Here is a 19,138-nt window from a genome sequence, read left to right as displayed (position 1 = left end):
AGGGGATTATACACATGGAAAGAAGTTTATCAATGGAACTCGTACGCGTAACGGAAGCGGCAGCACTGGCTTCGGCACGTTGGATGGGGAAGGGCTTGAAAAACGAGGCAGATGACGCAGCAACCAGCGCCATGCGTGATGTATTTGACACAATCCCGATGAAAGGAACGGTCGTCATCGGCGAAGGAGAAATGGATGAAGCACCGATGCTGTATATCGGTGAGAAGCTCGGAAATGGATACGGACCACGTCTTGACGTCGCGGTCGATCCGCTCGAAGGAACAAACATTGTCGCCAAAGGAACATGGGGAGCGCTTGCGGTGCTTGCTGTAGCAGATGCCGGGGATTTATTGCATGCTCCGGATATGTATATGGATAAAATTGCGGTCGGACCGGAAGCGGCTGGACACATCAGTCTGGATGCGACGATCGAAGAAAATATCGCGGCGGTCGCGAAAGCAAAAAATAAAGAAATCGAAGACGTCGTCGTCTCGATTCTTGACCGGGAACGACATGAAGAGATCATTCAACGGATCCGCGCAACCGGAGCCCGCATTCGCCTGATTGGAGACGGTGATGTCGCAGCAGCGATCAATACCGCTTTCCCGCATACCGGAATCGATATGTTACTTGGTTCAGGTGGTGCGCCAGAAGGTGTTCTAGCAGCAGTTGCTTTAAAATGTCTCGGTGGAGAACTCCAAGGACGCCTCTTGCCAGCAGATGACGCGGAAGTCGCGCGTTGCAAAAAGATGGGCATCGAAGATCCGTCGAAAATCCTGATGATGGATGACCTTGTCACGGGAGATGACTGTATCTTTGCCGCTACAGGTGTCACGGACAGCGAGTTGATGAAGGGTGTTCAATTCAGCGCGCAAGGTGGTCAGACACACTCTGTCGTCATGCGGGCGAAATCGGGAACGGTTCGTTTCGTCGAAGGGATTCACTCGTTCAAGAAAAAACCAAAGCTCGTTATTAAGTAATCGGCATGACAGGCTTATCCAAAAGAATCTACGTTTTCTTCACCCGCTTTCCTCGGGCGAGACACAAGTCGCGCCTACTTTGTCCAAATGGACAAGTAGTCGGGTCTTGTTTGTCTCTGACAGCGCGGAACACCGCGCTTTTTCCCGTAGGAGTCGAGTGAAGAACGTAATTCTTTTCGAAAAGGGAATGCAGTTTGATGCTACATGCGAGTCATGACTTAAAAAATGAATAAAGAGAGTTGGATTTTCGATGTTTGATCCGGAAATTCAACTCTTTTTTCTTTTTGTACAAGAAATAAGAGCATTTGTATGAGGTATCTCAATTACTCATCATACTGTCGTGAATGAGCATAGAAACAGCCGATGATCCCATGAAAAGGATCATCGGTTATTTGATTACTGTAGAACGGAGACATACATTCTCGACTCCTACGGGAAAAGAAAGTGCGATTTGCACTTCCGTCAGGGATAGGGAAGACCCGGCAGATTGCATATTAATGCGAGATGCCGCGGCTTGCCTCCCGCCCGTGGAAAGCGAGGATGTAGGAAACGTTCGTCATGAGAATTGATTTTGGAGTGACTTATGAGTCAGGCTCTGATATCGGATTTATAAAAGGCCACTCGAATGGAAATGACAAAATCTGAATTAAAAACTCTGTGTCGGAGCTTGCAACTGGTGTGTCATCTGAACCAGTTTACGACGAGAAAACAAGCGTGTCATGAAGACATATACTGCATTACTCCGTCCCGGAATGACAAGCGTTTTTCCTTTCATGTATCCGGTGAAGGAAAGTTGAGCCGTTGTTTTAGCATCCATGATTCCCGGTCGTTTAAACAATCCGGACGTTGCAAGATTGGCCGTTTTGGCGAAATCGGTATGCGTAGCACCCGGGCAAACGGCCGTCACCTGAATATTATATGGTGCAAGTTCGTCTGTCAGTGCTTCGGAAAAGCTGAGGACATAGGCTTTTGTCGCATAGTAGACGCTCAGGAAAGGACCACCATGAAAAGAGGAAGTCGAAGCGATCTGAATAATCCGTCCACTCCCTTGAACTTTCATCCGTCGGGCAAAGGTTTTCGTCAAATACGTCAGCGCCCTGATGTTGACGTCAATCATATTTTCTTCGCGTAATAAATCGGTCTCGAGAAATTCACCGTAGAGACCAAAACCGGCATTGTTGATCAAAACATCAACGGGAGTGTGTTCTGTCGCACGTAATAAGGCTTTGATTTGAACGGTTTGCCCGATGTCATACGGGAGAACGATGGCAGAGCCGCCCCGTTGTTCGACAAAGTGTTTCGTTTCAAACAGTTGTTCGACGTTTCGTCCGACGAGCAACAGATGGTGTCCTTGATCAGCATGCAGATAGGCAAGTTCGCGACCGATTCCGGCAGAAGCCCCGGTAATTAATACGTTCATGATATGTCCTCCTTGTATAATAGAGTAGAAAAAAAGCGATCGAGCCGATGCTCAACCGCTTGGTTATTTTGAATTATAGGTATGAACCCGCGCCGACAAGGCGTGAACCCCAGTATCCTGATTTGAAGCTTGAGTATTTAACGCCGCCCGTTTCCGAGTTGACCATGCTTGATTTGCTTGTCGCCATACCGACGTGTTGAATGCCGCTACCGTGTGAGAAGAAAACAAGATCTCCCGGTTGAACGTTTGAGACGCTGACTTTTTTAGAAGACGAGTATTGTGAAGAAGACGTACGCGGTAAAGTTTTACCTGCTGCTTTTTTGTAAACGTAGCTTGTGAATCCAGAGCAGTCAAATCCACGAGTTGTCGTTCCGCCCCATACGTAAGGAGTACCCTTATGTTTAGCAGCTTCGCTTAGAAGACGTGTACGTGTTGAAGATGAAGTTGTTGATTTTTTAGCAGTTGAAGTAGAAGCTTTGTATGTTTTCGTATACTGAGTAGAAACGTAACGTGTTTTACCACTGTATGAAATTTTAGTCCAGCTGCCTGATTTACCTTTGTATGTAAATGTTTGGCCGGCGTTTACTTTACCAACGATGCTTGCTTTTGTTGAAGGTGCTGTACGAACACGAAGTCCATTATCTGTGATTTTTACTTTTGTTACTGTAGAAGCAGCCTCAACTTTATCTGTTCCCACTGATGCAAATCCTGAAACCACTAATGCTGCTGTCGCAACTGATGCTAGAAAACGTTTCATATATATAATCCTCCATGTCGTTTAAAGTAATTGTGTCAACCGAGTTATATGATGTATCTCATTAAGTGTTTGTTTAAGCAGTTTTCCTTACAACTGTGTAAGATTTTTCTCTGCACGATTATCTTAGCATGCGAATCTATGTAAACGTTTTTTCAGTTAGACTACAAAACAAGCTATTTTTGTAACATAACTGCAATAATATACTCGAATATTACAAAGAAGAAATTTCCATTTTTTAAATCACGACGAATGAGAGGAAATGTGATACCTTTAATTCACATAGAAAATGCGACATAATAATGTAGAAGAATATGATTGAACCCTTTGCTCCTGAATTTATACGAAGAATAGGTGAATGCAGATGCCAACTGAAAAAACTGACAAACCAGAACGATCCTATACACTTGCTCAATTAAGCAATCTGACACTAAAAGACTTATATGAAATTGCCAAAACAAAAAATGTGCCGCAGTACCGGGAAGCCCGCAAACGTGAACTGATGTTTAAGATTTTGAAAGCACAGGCGGAGTCGACTGGTCTTTATTTCCTCGAAGGGGTATTAGAAGTGATCCCCGGTAATCCACAGATGCAAAATGACGGCGGCTTCGGCTTCCTTCGTCCCATCAACTATTCACAATCCTCTGAAGACATCTATATCGCAGCCTCACAAATCCGTCGATTTAACCTTCGTAATGGCGACGTCGTGACTGGAAAAGTCCGACCACCAAAAGAAAATGAGCGGTTCCAAGGATTATTAAGTGTGGAAGCCGTCAACGGAGAAGCGCCGGATACCGCTCGGAATCGTTTGTTCTTCCCAGCACTGACACCGATTTATCCGGATCGTTTGATGCGACTCGAAACAGAACCGCGTCATCTGTCGGTTCGTGTGATGGACATGATTGCACCGGTCGGCTTCGGACAACGTGGATTGATCGTCGCACCGCCTAAAGCGGGTAAGACATCTCTATTAAAAGAAATCGCGAATTCGATTCAAGTCAATCACCCGGATGTCGAATTGATTATTCTATTGATTGATGAGCGACCGGAAGAAGTAACGGATATCGAACGTTCTGTTCCGGGTGCGGATGTCGTCAGTTCGACGTTTGACGAAACACCGGATAACCACGTTCGGATTTCGGAGCTTGTCTTGGAGCGGGCGATGCGTCTTGTCGAACATAAAAAAGACGTCGTCATCTTAATGGACTCGATTACACGTTTGACACGGGCCTACAACTTAACCGTTCCGCAAAGTGGACGGACATTATCGGGCGGTATTGATCCGGCTGCCTTCCATAAACCAAAACGCTTTTTCGGAGCCGCACGGAACATCGAACATGGCGGCAGCCTGACGATTCTTGCGACAGCGCTTGTGGAAACGGGCTCACGTATGGATGATGTCATTTATGAAGAGTTCAAAGGAACCGGAAACATGGAACTTCATCTGGATCGGAAATTATCCGAACGCCGGATCTTCCCGGCAATTGATATCCGGAAATCCGGAACACGGAAAGAAGAGTTGTTGTTACCGAAAGAACAATTGGATGCGTTATGGACGATCCGTCGGACAATGAATGAATCCAATGAGTTTGTCGACAGCTTCTTACGAAAGATTCGGGATACAAAAAATAATGAAGAATTTTTTGTTGAACTGGAGAAAGAAAAGAAGAAGCCTGTCCGGCGCGCACCTGTTAAACCGCGTGTGACGAAAACAGACACAACGACTTGAAAATAGGTATTGCGGGTCGTTAAAAAATCGTTTAGTATAGGAAGGTAACTTACTCTGGCTCAGCAAATGAACCAGGGCGGAAGGAGAGAAAACAACCATGAAACAAGGAATTCACCCAAACTACAACAAAGTTGTATTTATGGATTCAACTACTGAGTACAAATTCTTGACTGGTTCTACACGTTCTTCGAACGAGACAATCACTTGGGAAGATGGAAACGAGTACCCGCTCATCCGCGTGGATGTGTCTTCGGACTCGCACCCATTCTACACTGGTCGTCAAAAGTTCAACGCTGCAGACGGTCGTGTCGATCGCTTCAACAAAAAATACGGCCGCAAGTAATTGCGACCCCGGTATTAAAAAACAGCCTGTCTCCATCACTGGAGCAGGCTGTTTTTGTATAGACAGAACTTGGTACGGTACGCCAGATACGTTCTCAAAACGAAAGATAGTCCGATTCCACCGGCAGCTCCGATAAGATACGGGAGTGTATCCGGATTATTCGCAAAATGTTCCATGAGCAGACTGAAGGAAAAATGACGACCGAGGAAATAACCTGCCCCTAAAAAGATACTGATCCAAATCAAGGCACCGGTATACGCATAGGTGACGAAGATCCGGAACGGCATTTTCGAGACACCGGCAAAAAATGCGGACAGCTGCCGGAGACCGGGTATGTAGTAACCGATGATTAAAACGGTTTTTCCGTAACGTAAAAATCCGACTTCTGCTTTGAAAATATGTTTTTCAGAAATCCGTAACTTCGGAGCCATCCGGTGAAGGAGTGGCATCCCCAGTTTTAAACCGAGCATATAGCTGATGGTCATGCCGATGCAGCTGCCGGCGTAAGCCGCGAGAATAGTTCCGATCAGCGGTAAATCACCGTGGTGCATCCAAAATCCGGACATGACAAGTAACGTCTCGTCAGGCACCGGGAGACCGACGATTCCGCCTGCTAACAGAATGGCGAGTCCGAACGCTCCATATTGTTGGAGTATGTCATGTAGCATGTGATGAATCGGAGTCACCTTCCTTCAAAGAAACTTCTCTTCTAGTGTACAGGAAATAGATACCAGTTGAAATGAGAAGATGAAGAAAAATCCGGATTTGGAAAGGCTTTTTGATTTTTAGAAGTCAATCCTTTTTCTTAATCTGGATTCGGGCTATACTCGTTAAAGTGACTATTTTAGAGGACGGTGTTTTACGATGATGCATGTGATCAATCAATATGGTTGGATTGAAGTAATTTGCGGAAGTATGTTTTCCGGAAAATCAGAAGAACTGATCCGTCGCGTCAGACGGGCACAATACGGAAAGTTGCCGGTTCAAGTGTTTAAGCCGGCGATTGATGACCGGTACCACGAGGAGCATGTCGTGTCGCACGTCGGTAACTCCGTCATCGCGATTCCGATGGCGACGAGCCGTGATGTTTACGCAGCAGTAGCGGAAGAGACGCAAATCGTCGCGATTGATGAAGTCCAGTTTTTTGACGATGAGATCGTCGCAGTCATCGAAGCACTGGCTCAAGATGGCAAACGCGTGATTTGCGCGGGGCTGGATCAGGATTTTCGGGCGGAACCATTTGGGAAGATGCCTGAATTACTGGCGCGGGCTGAGTTCGTGACGAAATTGCAGGCGATTTGTCTTTCGTGCGGTGATCCGGCGTCACGGACACAACGATTGATTGACGGGAAACCGGCAAACTACAATGACCCCATTATTCTTGTCGGAGCGTCTGAGTCATATGAACCACGTTGCCGCCACTGTCATCAAGTTCCGGGGAAACCGCAACCGTTACAGGAATGGAAAAAACAACAACAGAACTAACAGGACACGATAGAAAAAGCGAGCAATTTCCGGCAATGAGACCCGGGAATTGCTCGCTTTTTTTAACCGGTCTGCGTCAGCCGGCTAAACTGATTGACAAATTGTGCTGTTTCACGGACGATCGTCTCTTGATCGTGATCGAGCGTCGCCACGTGATAGGAATCGAGCAGACAATAACTTCGTTTGTCATCGGAACCAATTGTCCGGTGCAGGTAATCCGAACAGGTCGGTGGAACGACATGATCTTCAGCAGAATATAAAATAAGCGTCGGAATTTGAATGTCAGGAAGTACGGGAATCGTCTCGCCAATCAGTCGTAACAGCTCAGACGCACAAACAGACGGGACATATTCATAGACGATTTCGAAAGCCGATCGTTTAATGTCGGGTGGACTTTCCGGCAGATAGACCGTGCATTCGGTGAACGATAATGCTTCATAGGCGGGGACAGATAAGGCAGCATTGATCGTGATGATTCCTGCAACCGGCAGACCTTCTGCAACAAGAGCAAGGGCAAGTGTCGCGCCCATTGACTGTCCGACAATGAAGATGGATTCGCACCGACGGGTCAATTGTTCATAGCCGTCACGGACACTTTGTTTCCAGTCCTCTGCCGTCGCCGCCTCAAAGTCACGCAAATCCGTGCCGTGACCGTGCAGGCGCGGCGCATAGACGGAGAAACCGCGTTCGGCAAAGCGTTCTCCTACAGCCCGAACACTTTGCGGGGTTGCGTTGAAGCCGTGACAGAGCAAAATGCCGACGGATCCACGGTCAAAGAAAAAATCGTCGGCGCCAGGTAAAACAGGATAAACCATACTCATCATCTCGTCCTCCATTTCAAAATAAAAAAACCCATTTGGCTTTGGACGCAAACGAGTTTCTCGTGTGTATCATCCAAAGCAGCCGCTTTGCTGGTCGGAGCACCTTGCAAATCGCAGGTTGCCGTGGAGTCCTAGAGCCAGGTCTCTCGTCCACTCTTGATATAACATATAGGAATTGTCGGATTAATCATTGAGAAGATGATAGCACTGCTAGAAAAGGATTGTCAAATGCTCCTTGACCGGCGACCGGAACTCTTCTATGATGAAGCCCAACCCGGGAAATCAATCGATATGGGTCATATGGTTTATTTTTGAAAATATGGTTGACCTTTAAAAGATCTTTCTGTAATGTAAAAATTAGTTTTACGACATAAGTTCGAACAGCAACAACACACATATGAATTTCATACCGCAACACTTATCCAGAGAGGTGGAGGGACTGGCCCTACGAAACCTCGGCAACAGACTCATTATGAGCACTGTGCCAATTCCATCAGACAATTGTCTGAGAGATGAGTCGAGTGGATTCTGCCATTGTGCGGATCCAGGTCTCTTCTTGTTTCTTAAGAAGAGGCCTTTTTGTATTTTTAAAGGGGGAGAAATGGTGATTACATTCAAAAATGTAAAAAAAATCTATCAGACAAACGAGCAATCGATTGCGGCTTTAAACGGAGTGAATCTTGAAATCCGAAAAGGCGAAATCTTCGGCGTCATCGGTTTCAGCGGAGCCGGAAAAAGTTCTTTATTACGGTGTGTTAACCTGCTCGAACGTCCGACATCCGGCAGTGTAACGGTCGATGGACAAGATTTGACGACACTCTCGGCGAAACAATTGCGGGAAGCAAAACAACACATCGGGATGATTTTTCAGCACTTCAATCTGTTGGATTCCAATACGGTTTTTGCGAATATTGCCAAACCTCTTGTCTTAAAAGGCGTCAAAAAAGAGGAAGTCCACCGGCGTGTCACCGAACTGCTGGATTTTGTCGACTTGGCAGACAAAGCCGATCATTATCCGGATCAGTTATCCGGCGGACAGAAGCAACGTGTCGGGATTGCCCGGGCCCTTGCCACTCAGCCGTCCGTCCTGTTATGTGACGAAGCGACATCCGCCCTTGATCCGCAGACGACACAACATATATTACGTCTGTTGAAACAGATTAATCAGGAATACGGCATCACGATTTTACTGATTACCCATGAGATGGGTGTCATCCGTGAGATTTGTGACCGGGTCGCCGTCATCGAGGCCGGTAAGCTGATTGAGTCGGGTACCGTGTTTGACGTCTTTTCGAATCCGCAGACGGGGACAGCGAAAAATTTCGTCCGTTCCGTCATGCAGGATGAGATTCCGGCGTCGGTTCAACAAGTCATCGATCAGCGTGGTGCCGGGCATCATATTTATAAAATCAATTTCCTTGGGGCAGGCACCGGACAACCGCTTTTATCACAAGTCGCGAAACGGTTTGATGTTGATCTCAACATTCTGCACGGCAGCATCACGGAACTGCAAAATATTCCATTCGGTAGTCTGCTCGTTGAACTGATTGGTGACACACCGGAAATTAACCGGGCACTTCACTATATCCATCAGTCGGATGTCGTCGTCGAGGAGGTGCTCGCGGATGTTGGTTAATTACACAGACATTTGGACCGCGTTCCTGCAGACGCTGACGATGGTCGGATTGTCGTTACTCTTCTCGACGTTGATTGGTTTACCGCTCGGGATTCTGCTTGTTGTCACACGTAAAGGGGCGTTGCTCGAACAAGTGCCGTTCTTTAACGTCTTAAGCAGCACCGTCAATATTTTCCGGTCCGTCCCGTTTATTATCCTGCTCGTCGCAATCATTCCGCTGACACGGTTGCTCGTCGGGTCGTCGATCGGCACGAAGGCAGCCATCGTGCCGCTGGTGTTTTATGCGGCACCGTACATTGCCCGATTGATTGAAAGTTCGTTGCTCGAAGTCAGTACGGGCGTCCTGGAAGCGGCGGAAGCGATGGGCGCGACACCGTTGCAGACGATTTTCCGTTTCTTGTTGCCGGAAGCACTCAGCTCGCTTGTTCTGAACTTGACGATCGCGACGATTGGCTTGATCGGGGCATCAGCGATGGCCGGGGCGATTGGCGGCGGCGGACTCGGTGACTTAGCGATTACCTATGGCTACCAACGGTTTGATACGACGGTCATGATCATCACGGTCGGGATCCTCGTTATTCTAGTGCAAGGCTTACAGACAACAGGCAATCTGTTGGCACGAAAAATTCGGAGACACTAAAAAAACATAGAACAGATAAGGGAGAGATGGATGATGAAAAAAGGATTAGCGATTGGTGCAGCATTGACGACGGTATTATTTGCGGGGTGTGCCGCTTCCGGAGAAGAGGATCAAAAAACGGTCAAGCTCGGTGTCAGCGGCTCGGACACACAAGTTTGGGAATATGTTGCGAAAAAAGCGGAAAAAGAGGGCATCACGATTGAACTCGTCAAGTTTTCCGATTACGTCCAACCGAATCTGGCACTGGCAGAAGGTGAAATCGATGCCAACTCGTTCCAGACGATTTCGTACTTCAATGCCTTTAAAAAAGAACATAAGTTAAAATTGTCGCCGATTGCGACGACGGTCATCGCACCGATGGGGATTTACTCGGATAAAGTCAAGGACGTCAAAGACATTCCGGTCGGCGGGAAGATTGCCGTCCCGAACGAAGCGACGAACATGGGACGGGCACTCCTGTTGCTTCAGGAAGCCGGCTTGATCAAGCTGCCGGACGACTTTGACGGAAACGGATCCGTTGATAAGATTGTCGAGAATCCGAAAAAGCTGAAGATCGTCCCGGTCGTTGCCGGGCAGACACCACGCGTCCTGCCGGATGTTTCCGCATCGATCATCAATAACGGAATCGCCGTCGATGCCGGTTTCAATCCGATCAAAGACTCGATTCTCCATGAAAATGAAACAGCGAAACCCTACATCAACATCATCGCGACACGAACAGAAGACAAGGACAAAAAGACGTTGAAGAAAATCGCTTCACTCTACCAACAGGACGATGTCGCGGCCTTCATCAAAAAAGAATACAAAGGAAGCACGATTCCGACGTTTGTCCCGCTCAGTGACATCGGCGAATAACTAAAAATTCAAAGGAGCGTGACCCAAATGACGGTTCAGACAAAACGGGAAAACTTGATTCAAACGATTGAGCAGGATATTGAACAAAAACGCGAGTCGTATCTCGAGACGAGTCACCGGATTCATGCGACACCCGAGATTGGCAATGAGGAATATTTTGCGTCGCGTCATCATGCGGAACGCCTGACGGCAGAAGGGTTCACAGTCGAACTCGGGGTCGCCGGACACGACACGGCGTTCCTGGCCCGGAAGACTTCGGATAAACCGGGGGCGACGGTTGCCTTCCTCGCCGAATACGACGCATTGCCCGGGAATGGTCACGCCTGCGGACACAACATCATCGGCACGACGAGTGTCGCAGCGGCGATTGCGCTCAGTAAAGTCCTCGATGAAGTCGGCGGCAGTGTCGTCGTCCTCGGCACACCGGCGGAAGAAGGGGGACCAAATGGCAGTGCGAAAGGCAGCTTCGTCAAACACGATCTCCTGACGGGAATCGATGCGGCACTGATGGTCCATCCGTCCGGACAAACGCGCATCACCGGATCCTCGCTTGCCGTCGATCCACTGGATTTTGCCTTTACCGGCAAACCGGCTCATGCGGCAGCGTCACCGGAAGAGGGCATCAATGCACTCGACGCCGTCATCCAACTCTTTAACGGCATCAATGCCTTACGCCAGCAATTATCGAGCGATGTCCGGATTCACGGGATCATCACCGACGGCGGAGACGCCCCGAATATCATTCCGGAGTACGCTAAAGCCCGCTTCTTCATCCGGGCGACGACACGCGAACAGCTGAATGCGGTGACGAAGAAGGTCAAAGCCATTGCCGAAGGCGCAGCCCTTGCGACCGGAGCGACGCTTGAGGTCATCGCATTCCAAAATGAGGTCGACAATCTCCTGTTCAACCGGACGTTTGACGAGATTTTCCGGGAAGAAGCGATTGTACTTGGGGAAGACGTCAAGACAGATGAACGGCCTGGACTCGGTTCGACCGATGCCGGCAACATCAGTCAAGTCCTGCCGACCATCCATCCGTACATCAAAATCGGAGCGGATGATTTGGTCGCCCATACGGAAAGTTTCCGGGAAGCGGCGCGGTCGGAACAAGGCGACGAAGCCTTGATCACCGGCGCCAAAATCCTGGCGCGGACGGCGTTACGTCTGTTGACGGACAGACAGTTACTCGGGACGGTCAAACAAGAGTTCCATGACCGGAAAAACGGTTATTTGGCATAACAGAAAAAATAAAAAGTATGTTTCCATCCAGCAGACGTTGCTTTGATCGTCGGCTGAATGGGACGTACTTTTTTTCAGGAATGGAAGTAAAAACAAATTCTTTTTTGTATTTTAAAATAACCTGTGCTAGTCTTGAGCTGTACAACTGAATAACCAGTTCTTCGGGGTAGGGTGAAAATCCCAACCGGCGGTGATGCGATTTTCGAGTCGACGAGCCCGCGACCCATAGTGTACGCACTATGGCTGACTTGGTGTGATTCCAAGGCCGACGGTAAAGTCCGGATGGGAGAAGAACGAAAAAATGTGCTTGAAACCATTTTCTGAAAAAATACATTCAGAGAAAGGTCTATTTCTGTATGCTTCAAAACAGAAAAACAAGACGTTTCTTTCGTGACCCTTCAATCATGACGCCCTGCAAATGCAGCGGCGTCTTTTTCTTTTGAAAGGAGCGAAATCATGAACAATAAAATGCATCAGGCGATGCAATTGGCAGAGATGTTAGACGGACAAACGAGTCCAAACCCAAGTGTCGGCTGTGTGATTGCGAAGCACGGACGAATCATCGGCTTCGGGGCGCACCGGTTTGCCGGGGGTCCCCATGCCGAAGTCGAAGCGTTACGGATGGCGGGGGAGGCGGCACGCGGCGCCGATCTGTATGTCACGCTTGAACCGTGTAACCATCACGGCAAAACACCTCCTTGCACGGAAGCAATCATTGCCGCCGGTATCAAGCGGGTGTTCGTCGCGACGGAAGATCGTCATGCGATCGTCGCGGGTCAGGGCATTGCACGTCTGCGCGACGCCGGACTGACGGTCGAAGTCGGATTGCTGCAAGACGAAGCGGTTCGTTTTTATACACCGTTTTGGCAAAGTATCGAGCGAAAACGGCCGACAGTCACAGTAAAAGTCGCCCAAAGTTTAAACGGTATCGTGACGACAGGCGGACAACGTTGGATTACGTCAGAAGCCGCGCGAGTGGCGGGACGACGGCTACGGGCTTCGCACGACGCGATCTTAGTCGGTAGTGAAACGATCGTGGTGGATGATCCCGCATTGACGTTACGCAGTGAGGAGGGAATCGAACCGATTCGTGTCCTCGTTGATCGACGGGGACGGTTGTCAGAGACGTTTCAGGTCTTGCACGACGGTCTGAATCCGACGTACTGGCTGACGGAACAACCACGGATCAGTTCCAAGCCGAATGTCACCGTCCTTGTCGGAACGTACTCGACACCTGATCGAATTCTCGAGACCTTATACGAACAAGGCATCCGCAGTCTCTTGATTGAAGGCGGACCGACCATCCAGTCGGCGTTTTTAGAAGCAGACCTTGTCGATCGTCTCGACATCTATCAAGCGCCGTCCGTTCTAAATGGAACACCGGGATTATCAAGTACCGTTGAAATCGAAGATCGATTCGATTTAATGGACGTGGAACCGATCGGACAGGATGTGCATCTGCGCTATACGCGGAAAGGAGGCAGCTCATGTTCACAGGATTGATTGAAGAAGTCGGAACGATCAAACGAAAAGTCCCGCGTCCGAACGGTCTAGCGCTCGAAATTGAAGCAAGGCATGTCCTTGAAGGAACAAAAATCGGCGACAGTATCGCGGTCGACGGTATTTGTTTAACGGTGACAGCGATGACGGCCACCGGATTTACAGCGGATGCCGTCCACGAAACGATTCGGGCGACATCCCTTCAGACATTGCGCGTCGGGACACCGGTGCAACTGGAGCGGGCGATGCCAGCGAACGGACGATTCGGCGGTCATTTCGTCAGTGGACATATTGACGGGACAGCCCGGTTGTTAAGCCGCCGTCCGGACGGTGAAGCGATGGAATACCGGTTCGAAACCGGTGACTGGAGTAAATACTGTATTCCAAAAGGATCAATCGCGATCAACGGCACGAGCTTGACGATTCAACACGTGGAGACGAACAGTTTGACCATTTCGTTGATCCCGCACTCACGGCAGGTGACGACGTTTGACCGGCTCCAAAGCGGAGCGCTCGTCAATATCGAGTGTGATCTGATGGCAAAACACTTGTATCACTTTACGCAACAAGAGCAGAAAACCGATTGGTCGGCATTTTTAGGAGGCGGAGCAGGATGAACGGATTTGATCTTGTAGAAGAAGCCATTGAAGAATTAAAACAAGGGTGTCCAATTATCGTCTGTGACGATGAAAACCGGGAAAACGAAGGCGATTTGATCCTGCTTGCGGAACATGCGACACCGGAACAAATCAACTTCATGATCACTCACGGCAAAGGACTTGTCTGTGTACCGGTCAGTCCGCAACTCGCAGAACGACTTGAGTTGAACCCGATGACGGATATCAATACCGATCCGCACGGAACGGCGTTTACGATCAGCATTGATCACGAAGAGGCGAAGACCGGCATCAGTGCTGCGGAGCGCGCGTTGACGATTCAGCGGATGCTGACGGATCAGTCCGGTCAATTCAAGCGTCCGGGACATATCTTCCCCTTGATCGCGAAAGAAGGCGGTGTCCGGGAACGGCGGGGGCATACGGAAGCGGGTGTTGATTTGGCACGGCTGGCCGGAAGTGCCGAAGCAGCCGTCATTTGTGAAATCATTTTAGAGGACGGGACGATGGCACGTGTTGACGACTTGTTGACGTATAAAGAAGTCCATGGACTGAAGATGATCACGATCGACGCACTCGTTTCTTATCTGGAACGTCCGGTGCGACGCGAAGCCGACGTCTTGCTGCCGGCGGATCACGGAGCATTTCGGATGCTTGGTTATACGACGCCCGATCAAAAAGAACACGTCACCGTCTTATCGGGAGAACCGGAAGACGGCATGCTCGTCCGGCTTCATTCTGAATGTTTGACAGGAGACGTCTTTGGCTCGAAACGCTGTGATTGTGGTCCGCAACTTGATGCCGCACTGGAACGCATCGGACAGGAAGGCGGAGCTGTTCTCTACCTGCGCCAAGAGGGACGGGGAATCGGATTGATGGCGAAGTTGAAAGCCTATGAGTTGCAGGAGCAAGGACTCGATACGGTCGAAGCGAATCACGCACTCGGTTATGCGACGGACTTACGTGATTACACGGTAGCTGCCGCGATGTTGCGTGATCTCGGCGTAACGAAAATTCGTCTGATGACCAATAATCCGGAAAAACAACAGGCACTGGAAGAACAGGGTATCACGGTGCTCGAACGGATACCGCTTGAAATCGTACCGGTTCCGGAAAATAAAAATTATCTGCACACCAAACAAACGAAACTCGGGCATCTGCTCGACATCCAAGGAGGACAATGACATGGTATTTGAAGGATTTTTAACAGGTGAAGGACTACGCGTCGCGATTGTTGCAGCACGATTTAATGAATTGATCACATCTAAACTGGTGGGCGGAGCAAACGATGCATTCCGTCGTCACGGAGTCGCAGCAGATGCCGTCGATACGGCGTGGGTACCGGGAGCGTTCGAGATTCCGCTCGTTGCAGAAAAACTTGCGAAAAGCGGAAATTATGACGCAGTCATCACACTCGGTGCGGTCATTCGCGGAGCGACGTCGCATTACGATTATGTCTGCAACGAAGTGGCGAAAGGGGTCGCCGGAGCGTCGCGTGAAACGGGAGTGCCTATCATTTTCGGTGTCTTAACGACGGACTCGATCGAACAGGCTGTTGAACGGGCAGGAACGAAAGCTGGCAACAAAGGATATGAAGCGGCGGTTTCAGCGATTGAGATGGCGAATCTGTTACGGACCATTTAATGAAGGAAAACGTAAGGCTTGAGACCTGTTTCTAACGGAAACGGGTCTCTTTTTTGTATGTGACGCAGGATTTCATCTGCTCTATCCCTAATGGAGAGAGTAAGACATTTTTTGGAAGGGAGAGGGCCGTGATGCGTCTGAAAAAAACGTACTATCTGCCTGGAATCGCCGGCTTTTTGGTGGTTTATTACTTGTGGATTCTGATTTTCACACAGCAACCGGAATGGTCTTCTTGGGGAAGTAACCTGCTTTCCATCCTCGGCTGCTTCTCGGCAACCTGTTTATTAATTCAAGCACAACGAAATCCGAAGCAGCAGGAAGGCCGTTTTTTTCTTTATTTGGCTTGCGGGACAGGAAGTTATTTGATGGCGGAACTGATTTGGTTGTCGTACGAAAATATTCGTCAAGTCGACGTGCCCTTTCCCGGTATCTCGGATATTTTTTATGTGTGGCAGTCGGTCTTCTTTTTAATAGCATTTTTACATTTGATTCGCCGGCATGTCACGAAAAACCGGTTGATTAGTTTTATCTTCGATATTGCCATCGTCATGACGGTCGCCGTCACGTACAGTTGGTTTTTCTTGATCCGTCCGTTGTTTGATACGCCGTTTGCATCACGAGGTGAAGTGATTTTGGCATTTGCCTATCCGATGTGTGATATCGTGCTTCTGTTTTGCATGATCAGTATTTATTATCTGTTCGAGAAAAAAGAGTGGCGGGGGCGCATGCGCTTACTCCAATTCTTGTTTATCGGGCTCTTGTTGCAAGTCGTAGCGGATACACTGTTTGTCTATATGACGACCGTCAGCGGCAATGAGGCGGTTCGTTTGATTGATCCGTTATTCATCCTCGGATTATTGATGGTCGGTGTAGCGGGGCACGTCAAAAAACCGGTTGATGCGAACGAGCCGAATGACAGACGACAACGGAGTACGGTACAACTGGGGAAACTGTTTTTGCCGTATCTGCTTGTTATTGTCCTGTTTTCGACAATGGCTTTGTATGCCCGGCGTGATGAGGCCTTGAACGGGTTGATGATCGGTTGCGCGATTACGATTCTGTTGATTTTAATCCGGCAGATCTTGATGATTTTGAGCAATCAGGAATTAATAGAAGAAATTCATCATAAGGCAGATGAACTCGAAGAAAGTGAAGAACGGTATAAATCATTGTTCACGTACCATCCGGATGCCGTCTATTCGCTTGATCTGAAAGGGAGAATCGAGAGCGCCAACCCGTCCTTCGAAAAACTGACGGAGCAAAGTGCGGACCAACTGGTCGGAAAATCATACCGGCAATTAATGGAACAGCAAGCAGCAGCTGATGAGGAGATGACGGCGCATCAATTTGAAACGACGTTTCGCAAATCGGGCGGGACGGATGTTTTGCTAAACGTAACAAACATTCCGATTCGTGTCCGGGACCGGTTTGTCGGTATCTATGGAATCGGTCAGGATATTACACGTGTGCGGGAAAATGAATTGAAAATTCGCCGTCTTGCGTATTACGATCATTTGACCGGAGCGATCAACCGGACGTACTTTGAAGAAGTGCTTCATCATTTGGTGGAAGTGGAACAGGACGATGAAACGATCATCTTGTGCTTCATCGATTTGGATGATTTCAAACTCGTCAACGATTCGTTTGGCCACCACGTCGGAGATCAGTTATTGATTCAAGTCGCAAGCCGCTTACAAGAGGTGACAGAGCCGGACGATCTGGTGGCGCGTCAAGGCGGTGATGAATTTACGGTCATTTTGCGTCATGTCGCATCGGAAACGGACGGACGGATCCGGACGGCCCGACTGCTCGAACGGTTACGCATGACCTATACGATTGATGAGATTGAACTGATTTCGAACCCAAGTATCGGAGCCGTCAGTTATCAGCGGACAACCGACAAGCCGATCGTGACGTTGTTGAAACAAGCTGATTTAGCGATGTATCAGGCCAAATCAAGCGGTGGGAAATCGATTATCTTCTTTGAAGACATTGCGGAGAAAGCATCGTACCGATTGCGGCTCGAGTCCGAATTACCGGTTGCGATCGACACCAATCAGCTGGTGTTGTACTATCAACCGCAAGTCGATACGGTGACGTACCGGATGGTGGGTGTCGAAGGATTGATCCGTTGGAATCATCCGGAACTCGGCATGATTGCCCCGAACGATTTCATTCCGATGGCAGAAGAGGCGGGGATGATCATTCGTCTCGGCGAATGGGTGTTACGCGAAGGATTTTTACAAGCGAAGCGGTGGGAAGACGAAGGCTTGACGTTGAAGGTCGGACTGAATGTCTCGATGCAACAGTTCCACCATCCGACGTTCGTCTTGACCTTAATCCGTCTCGTAGAAGAAACACAGGTCAATCCGGCCCGAATTGATCTTGAAATCACGGAAGTCTCGGCCGTTGAAGATATTGAGGAGACGGTCGAGACGATGAATCGTCTGAAGGAACTTGGGTTCACGATTTCAATTGACGACTTCGGTACCGGCTATTCTTCCTTATCCCGACTAGCTGATTTTCCGATTGACACGTTGAAGATTCCACGCGAGTTCGTCGAAAAAATCCAACCGGCAACATCCGGCTACTCGATGATTTCCTCGATCATTCACTTGGCGAAATCACTTGAGCTCGAAGTCATCGCCGAAGGAGTCGAGACACTGGAGCAGGTCAATGTCCTCAATCGTTTGGAATGTTCCCGGATGCAGGGATATTATTTTGGTCGTCCGATGCCGCACGAACAGATTCCAGCGTTGTATCAAAAATAGGCAATCCCTTCCGTATCATGCGGAAGGGACTGCCTGTTTTTTATTTTTACTTGAGTTGGGTTGAGACTGAAACACCTTTTTTAATGACGTCACGTTTCTCGTTCAGGACGTCACTGGTCAATAATTCAACGGACGTAAGCGGTTGTTCGATGATGAAGCCGAAGTTCCCGGTCCGTGTCTCAGACGGCGCGTATGTCGTCGCGAGTGACTCGAGATAGACATCGTCCTCAATCGTCTTTTCAGTCTTGGCATCGAGTTTGAAATGAGCGACCGGGTTAAAGGTGACCGGCTTGTCACCTGTATTCGTGATCGTCACACGTGTCTTGACGAGGTCGAATGACTCATCATGGGTAAAGCCGTGGAAAAAGTCGATCATCCCGTAACTCGGACGGGCATGGAACACTTTCATCTCTTCGATTTTCATCGTGATCGGTCCGATGGTGTGTGTCGCGTCAGGCTGGACCATCTTCTTTAACGTCAGTTCACCTTTATCGTCGGATACTGATTGATTGACAGTCGTCAGCTCGCGGTCATCTGGTAATTGCGGGTTCGGGACGTAAGCGGCAGACTTTTCGATCGATACCGGCGTCTCCTGTTTCGGGACCGACTTCTGTGACGACTTCTCTTCTGTGGTGTCTGACGCATTGCCACAACCGGCAAGGATCGTCCCGAGCATCAAGGCAGCAAGTATCTGTTTCATGGAAAGT

The 19,138-nt window shown here is 48.9% G+C and carries 18 protein-coding genes and 3 riboswitches; of the genes, 13 read left to right on the top strand and 5 right to left on the bottom strand.

Going from position 1 to position 19,138, the window contains the following annotated elements:
* Positions 1 to 14 precede the first annotated feature (14 nt).
* The gene (glpX, locus tag ACHA8N_RS16180; RefSeq protein WP_147510215.1) at positions 15 to 980 is read left to right on the top strand and encodes a class II fructose-bisphosphatase; all 966 of its coding nucleotides are present in this window, start codon (positions 15 to 17) and stop codon (positions 978 to 980) included.
* Positions 981 to 1,626: 646 nt separating this feature from the next.
* Here glpX and ACHA8N_RS16175 read toward each other — a convergent pair.
* Positions 1,627 to 2,400: an SDR family NAD(P)-dependent oxidoreductase gene (locus ACHA8N_RS16175; protein ID WP_393966318.1), complete on the bottom strand. Its 774-nt coding sequence runs from the start codon at positions 2,398 to 2,400 to the stop codon at positions 1,627 to 1,629.
* Between the two features lie 73 nt (positions 2,401 to 2,473).
* Positions 2,474 to 3,157 carry a C40 family peptidase gene (locus ACHA8N_RS16170; RefSeq protein WP_393966317.1) on the bottom strand — a complete coding sequence of 228 codons (684 nt, stop codon included), beginning with the start codon at positions 3,155 to 3,157 and terminating at the stop codon, positions 2,474 to 2,476.
* 361 nt (positions 3,158 to 3,518) lie between these two features.
* Here ACHA8N_RS16170 and rho point away from each other — a divergent pair, with 361 nt between their 5' ends.
* Positions 3,519 to 4,883, top strand: coding sequence for a transcription termination factor Rho (rho, locus tag ACHA8N_RS16165; protein ID WP_012371589.1), 1,365 nt, complete (start codon positions 3,519 to 3,521; stop codon positions 4,881 to 4,883).
* 97 nt (positions 4,884 to 4,980) lie between these two features.
* Positions 4,981 to 5,226, top strand: coding sequence for a type B 50S ribosomal protein L31 (locus tag ACHA8N_RS16160; RefSeq protein ID WP_012371588.1), 246 nt, complete (start codon positions 4,981 to 4,983; stop codon positions 5,224 to 5,226).
* Between the two features lie 35 nt (positions 5,227 to 5,261).
* Here the strand turns inward: ACHA8N_RS16160 and ACHA8N_RS16155 are convergent, their stop codons facing one another.
* Complete coding sequence (locus tag ACHA8N_RS16155; protein WP_147510218.1) at positions 5,262 to 5,894, bottom strand: DedA family protein; 633 nt, start codon at positions 5,892 to 5,894, stop codon at positions 5,262 to 5,264.
* Between the two features lie 196 nt (positions 5,895 to 6,090).
* Here ACHA8N_RS16155 and ACHA8N_RS16150 point away from each other — a divergent pair, with 196 nt between their 5' ends.
* The gene (locus tag ACHA8N_RS16150; RefSeq protein ID WP_147510219.1) at positions 6,091 to 6,711 is read left to right on the top strand and encodes a thymidine kinase; all 621 of its coding nucleotides are present in this window, start codon (positions 6,091 to 6,093) and stop codon (positions 6,709 to 6,711) included.
* A gap of 62 nt (positions 6,712 to 6,773) precedes the next feature.
* Here the strand turns inward: ACHA8N_RS16150 and ACHA8N_RS16145 are convergent, their stop codons facing one another.
* Positions 6,774 to 7,532 (bottom strand): alpha/beta hydrolase, encoded by a 759-nt coding sequence (locus tag ACHA8N_RS16145; protein ID WP_393966316.1) that lies wholly within the window; start codon positions 7,530 to 7,532, stop codon positions 6,774 to 6,776.
* Between the two features lie 63 nt (positions 7,533 to 7,595).
* Positions 7,596 to 7,698, bottom strand: a riboswitch (SAM riboswitch).
* Positions 7,699 to 7,947: 249 nt separating this feature from the next.
* Positions 7,948 to 8,051: riboswitch (SAM riboswitch) on the top strand.
* Positions 8,052 to 8,136: 85 nt separating this feature from the next.
* Here ACHA8N_RS16145 and ACHA8N_RS16140 point away from each other — a divergent pair.
* The 9 genes from ACHA8N_RS16140 (at position 8,137) to ACHA8N_RS16100 (ending at position 18,431) form a co-directional block, all read left to right on the top strand.
* Complete coding sequence (locus ACHA8N_RS16140; protein WP_393966315.1) at positions 8,137 to 9,168, top strand: methionine ABC transporter ATP-binding protein; 1,032 nt, start codon at positions 8,137 to 8,139, stop codon at positions 9,166 to 9,168.
* A complete protein-coding gene (locus ACHA8N_RS16135; RefSeq protein ID WP_393966314.1) occupies positions 9,158 to 9,808 on the top strand; it encodes a methionine ABC transporter permease in 651 nt (216 codons plus the stop codon). The genes ACHA8N_RS16140 and ACHA8N_RS16135 overlap by 11 nt, the downstream gene beginning before the upstream one ends.
* 33 nt (positions 9,809 to 9,841) lie before the next feature.
* Positions 9,842 to 10,663: a MetQ/NlpA family ABC transporter substrate-binding protein gene (locus ACHA8N_RS16130; RefSeq protein ID WP_393966313.1), complete on the top strand. Its 822-nt coding sequence runs from the start codon at positions 9,842 to 9,844 to the stop codon at positions 10,661 to 10,663.
* Positions 10,664 to 10,690: 27 nt separating this feature from the next.
* On the top strand, positions 10,691 to 11,902 hold the full coding sequence (locus ACHA8N_RS16125; protein ID WP_393966312.1) for a M20 family metallopeptidase: 1,212 nt from the start codon (positions 10,691 to 10,693) through the stop codon (positions 11,900 to 11,902).
* Positions 11,903 to 12,055: 153 nt separating this feature from the next.
* Positions 12,056 to 12,200, top strand: a riboswitch (FMN riboswitch).
* 158 nt (positions 12,201 to 12,358) lie between these two features.
* Positions 12,359 to 13,405, top strand: coding sequence for a bifunctional diaminohydroxyphosphoribosylaminopyrimidine deaminase/5-amino-6-(5-phosphoribosylamino)uracil reductase RibD (ribD, locus tag ACHA8N_RS16120; RefSeq protein WP_393966311.1), 1,047 nt, complete (start codon positions 12,359 to 12,361; stop codon positions 13,403 to 13,405).
* Positions 13,390 to 14,019, top strand: coding sequence for a riboflavin synthase (gene ribE, locus ACHA8N_RS16115; RefSeq protein WP_147510226.1), 630 nt, complete (start codon positions 13,390 to 13,392; stop codon positions 14,017 to 14,019). Before ribD ends, ribE begins: the two co-directional genes overlap by 16 nt.
* Complete coding sequence (gene ribB / locus ACHA8N_RS16110) at positions 14,016 to 15,200, top strand: 3,4-dihydroxy-2-butanone-4-phosphate synthase (RefSeq protein ID WP_393966310.1); 1,185 nt, start codon at positions 14,016 to 14,018, stop codon at positions 15,198 to 15,200. The genes ribE and ribB overlap by 4 nt, the downstream gene beginning before the upstream one ends.
* Before the next feature lies 1 nt (position 15,201).
* Entirely contained in the window at positions 15,202 to 15,660 is a 459-nt protein-coding gene (gene ribH / locus ACHA8N_RS16105) for a 6,7-dimethyl-8-ribityllumazine synthase (RefSeq protein ID WP_012371577.1), read from the top strand.
* A gap of 131 nt (positions 15,661 to 15,791) precedes the next feature.
* Positions 15,792 to 18,431 (top strand): EAL domain-containing protein, encoded by a 2,640-nt coding sequence (locus ACHA8N_RS16100; RefSeq protein WP_393966309.1) that lies wholly within the window; start codon positions 15,792 to 15,794, stop codon positions 18,429 to 18,431.
* Between the two features lie 46 nt (positions 18,432 to 18,477).
* Here the strand turns inward: ACHA8N_RS16100 and ACHA8N_RS16095 are convergent, their stop codons facing one another.
* Positions 18,478 to 19,131 carry a DUF4352 domain-containing protein gene (locus ACHA8N_RS16095; RefSeq protein ID WP_147510229.1) on the bottom strand — a complete coding sequence of 218 codons (654 nt, stop codon included), beginning with the start codon at positions 19,129 to 19,131 and terminating at the stop codon, positions 18,478 to 18,480.
* Between the last annotated feature and the right edge of the window lie 7 nt (positions 19,132 to 19,138).

Source organism: Exiguobacterium sp. S22-S28 (genome assembly GCF_043359615.1).
In the GTDB taxonomy this organism is placed as follows: Bacteria; Bacillota; Bacilli; order Exiguobacteriales; family Exiguobacteriaceae; genus Exiguobacterium_A.
This window is presented reverse-complemented; position numbering and strand designations above follow the sequence as displayed.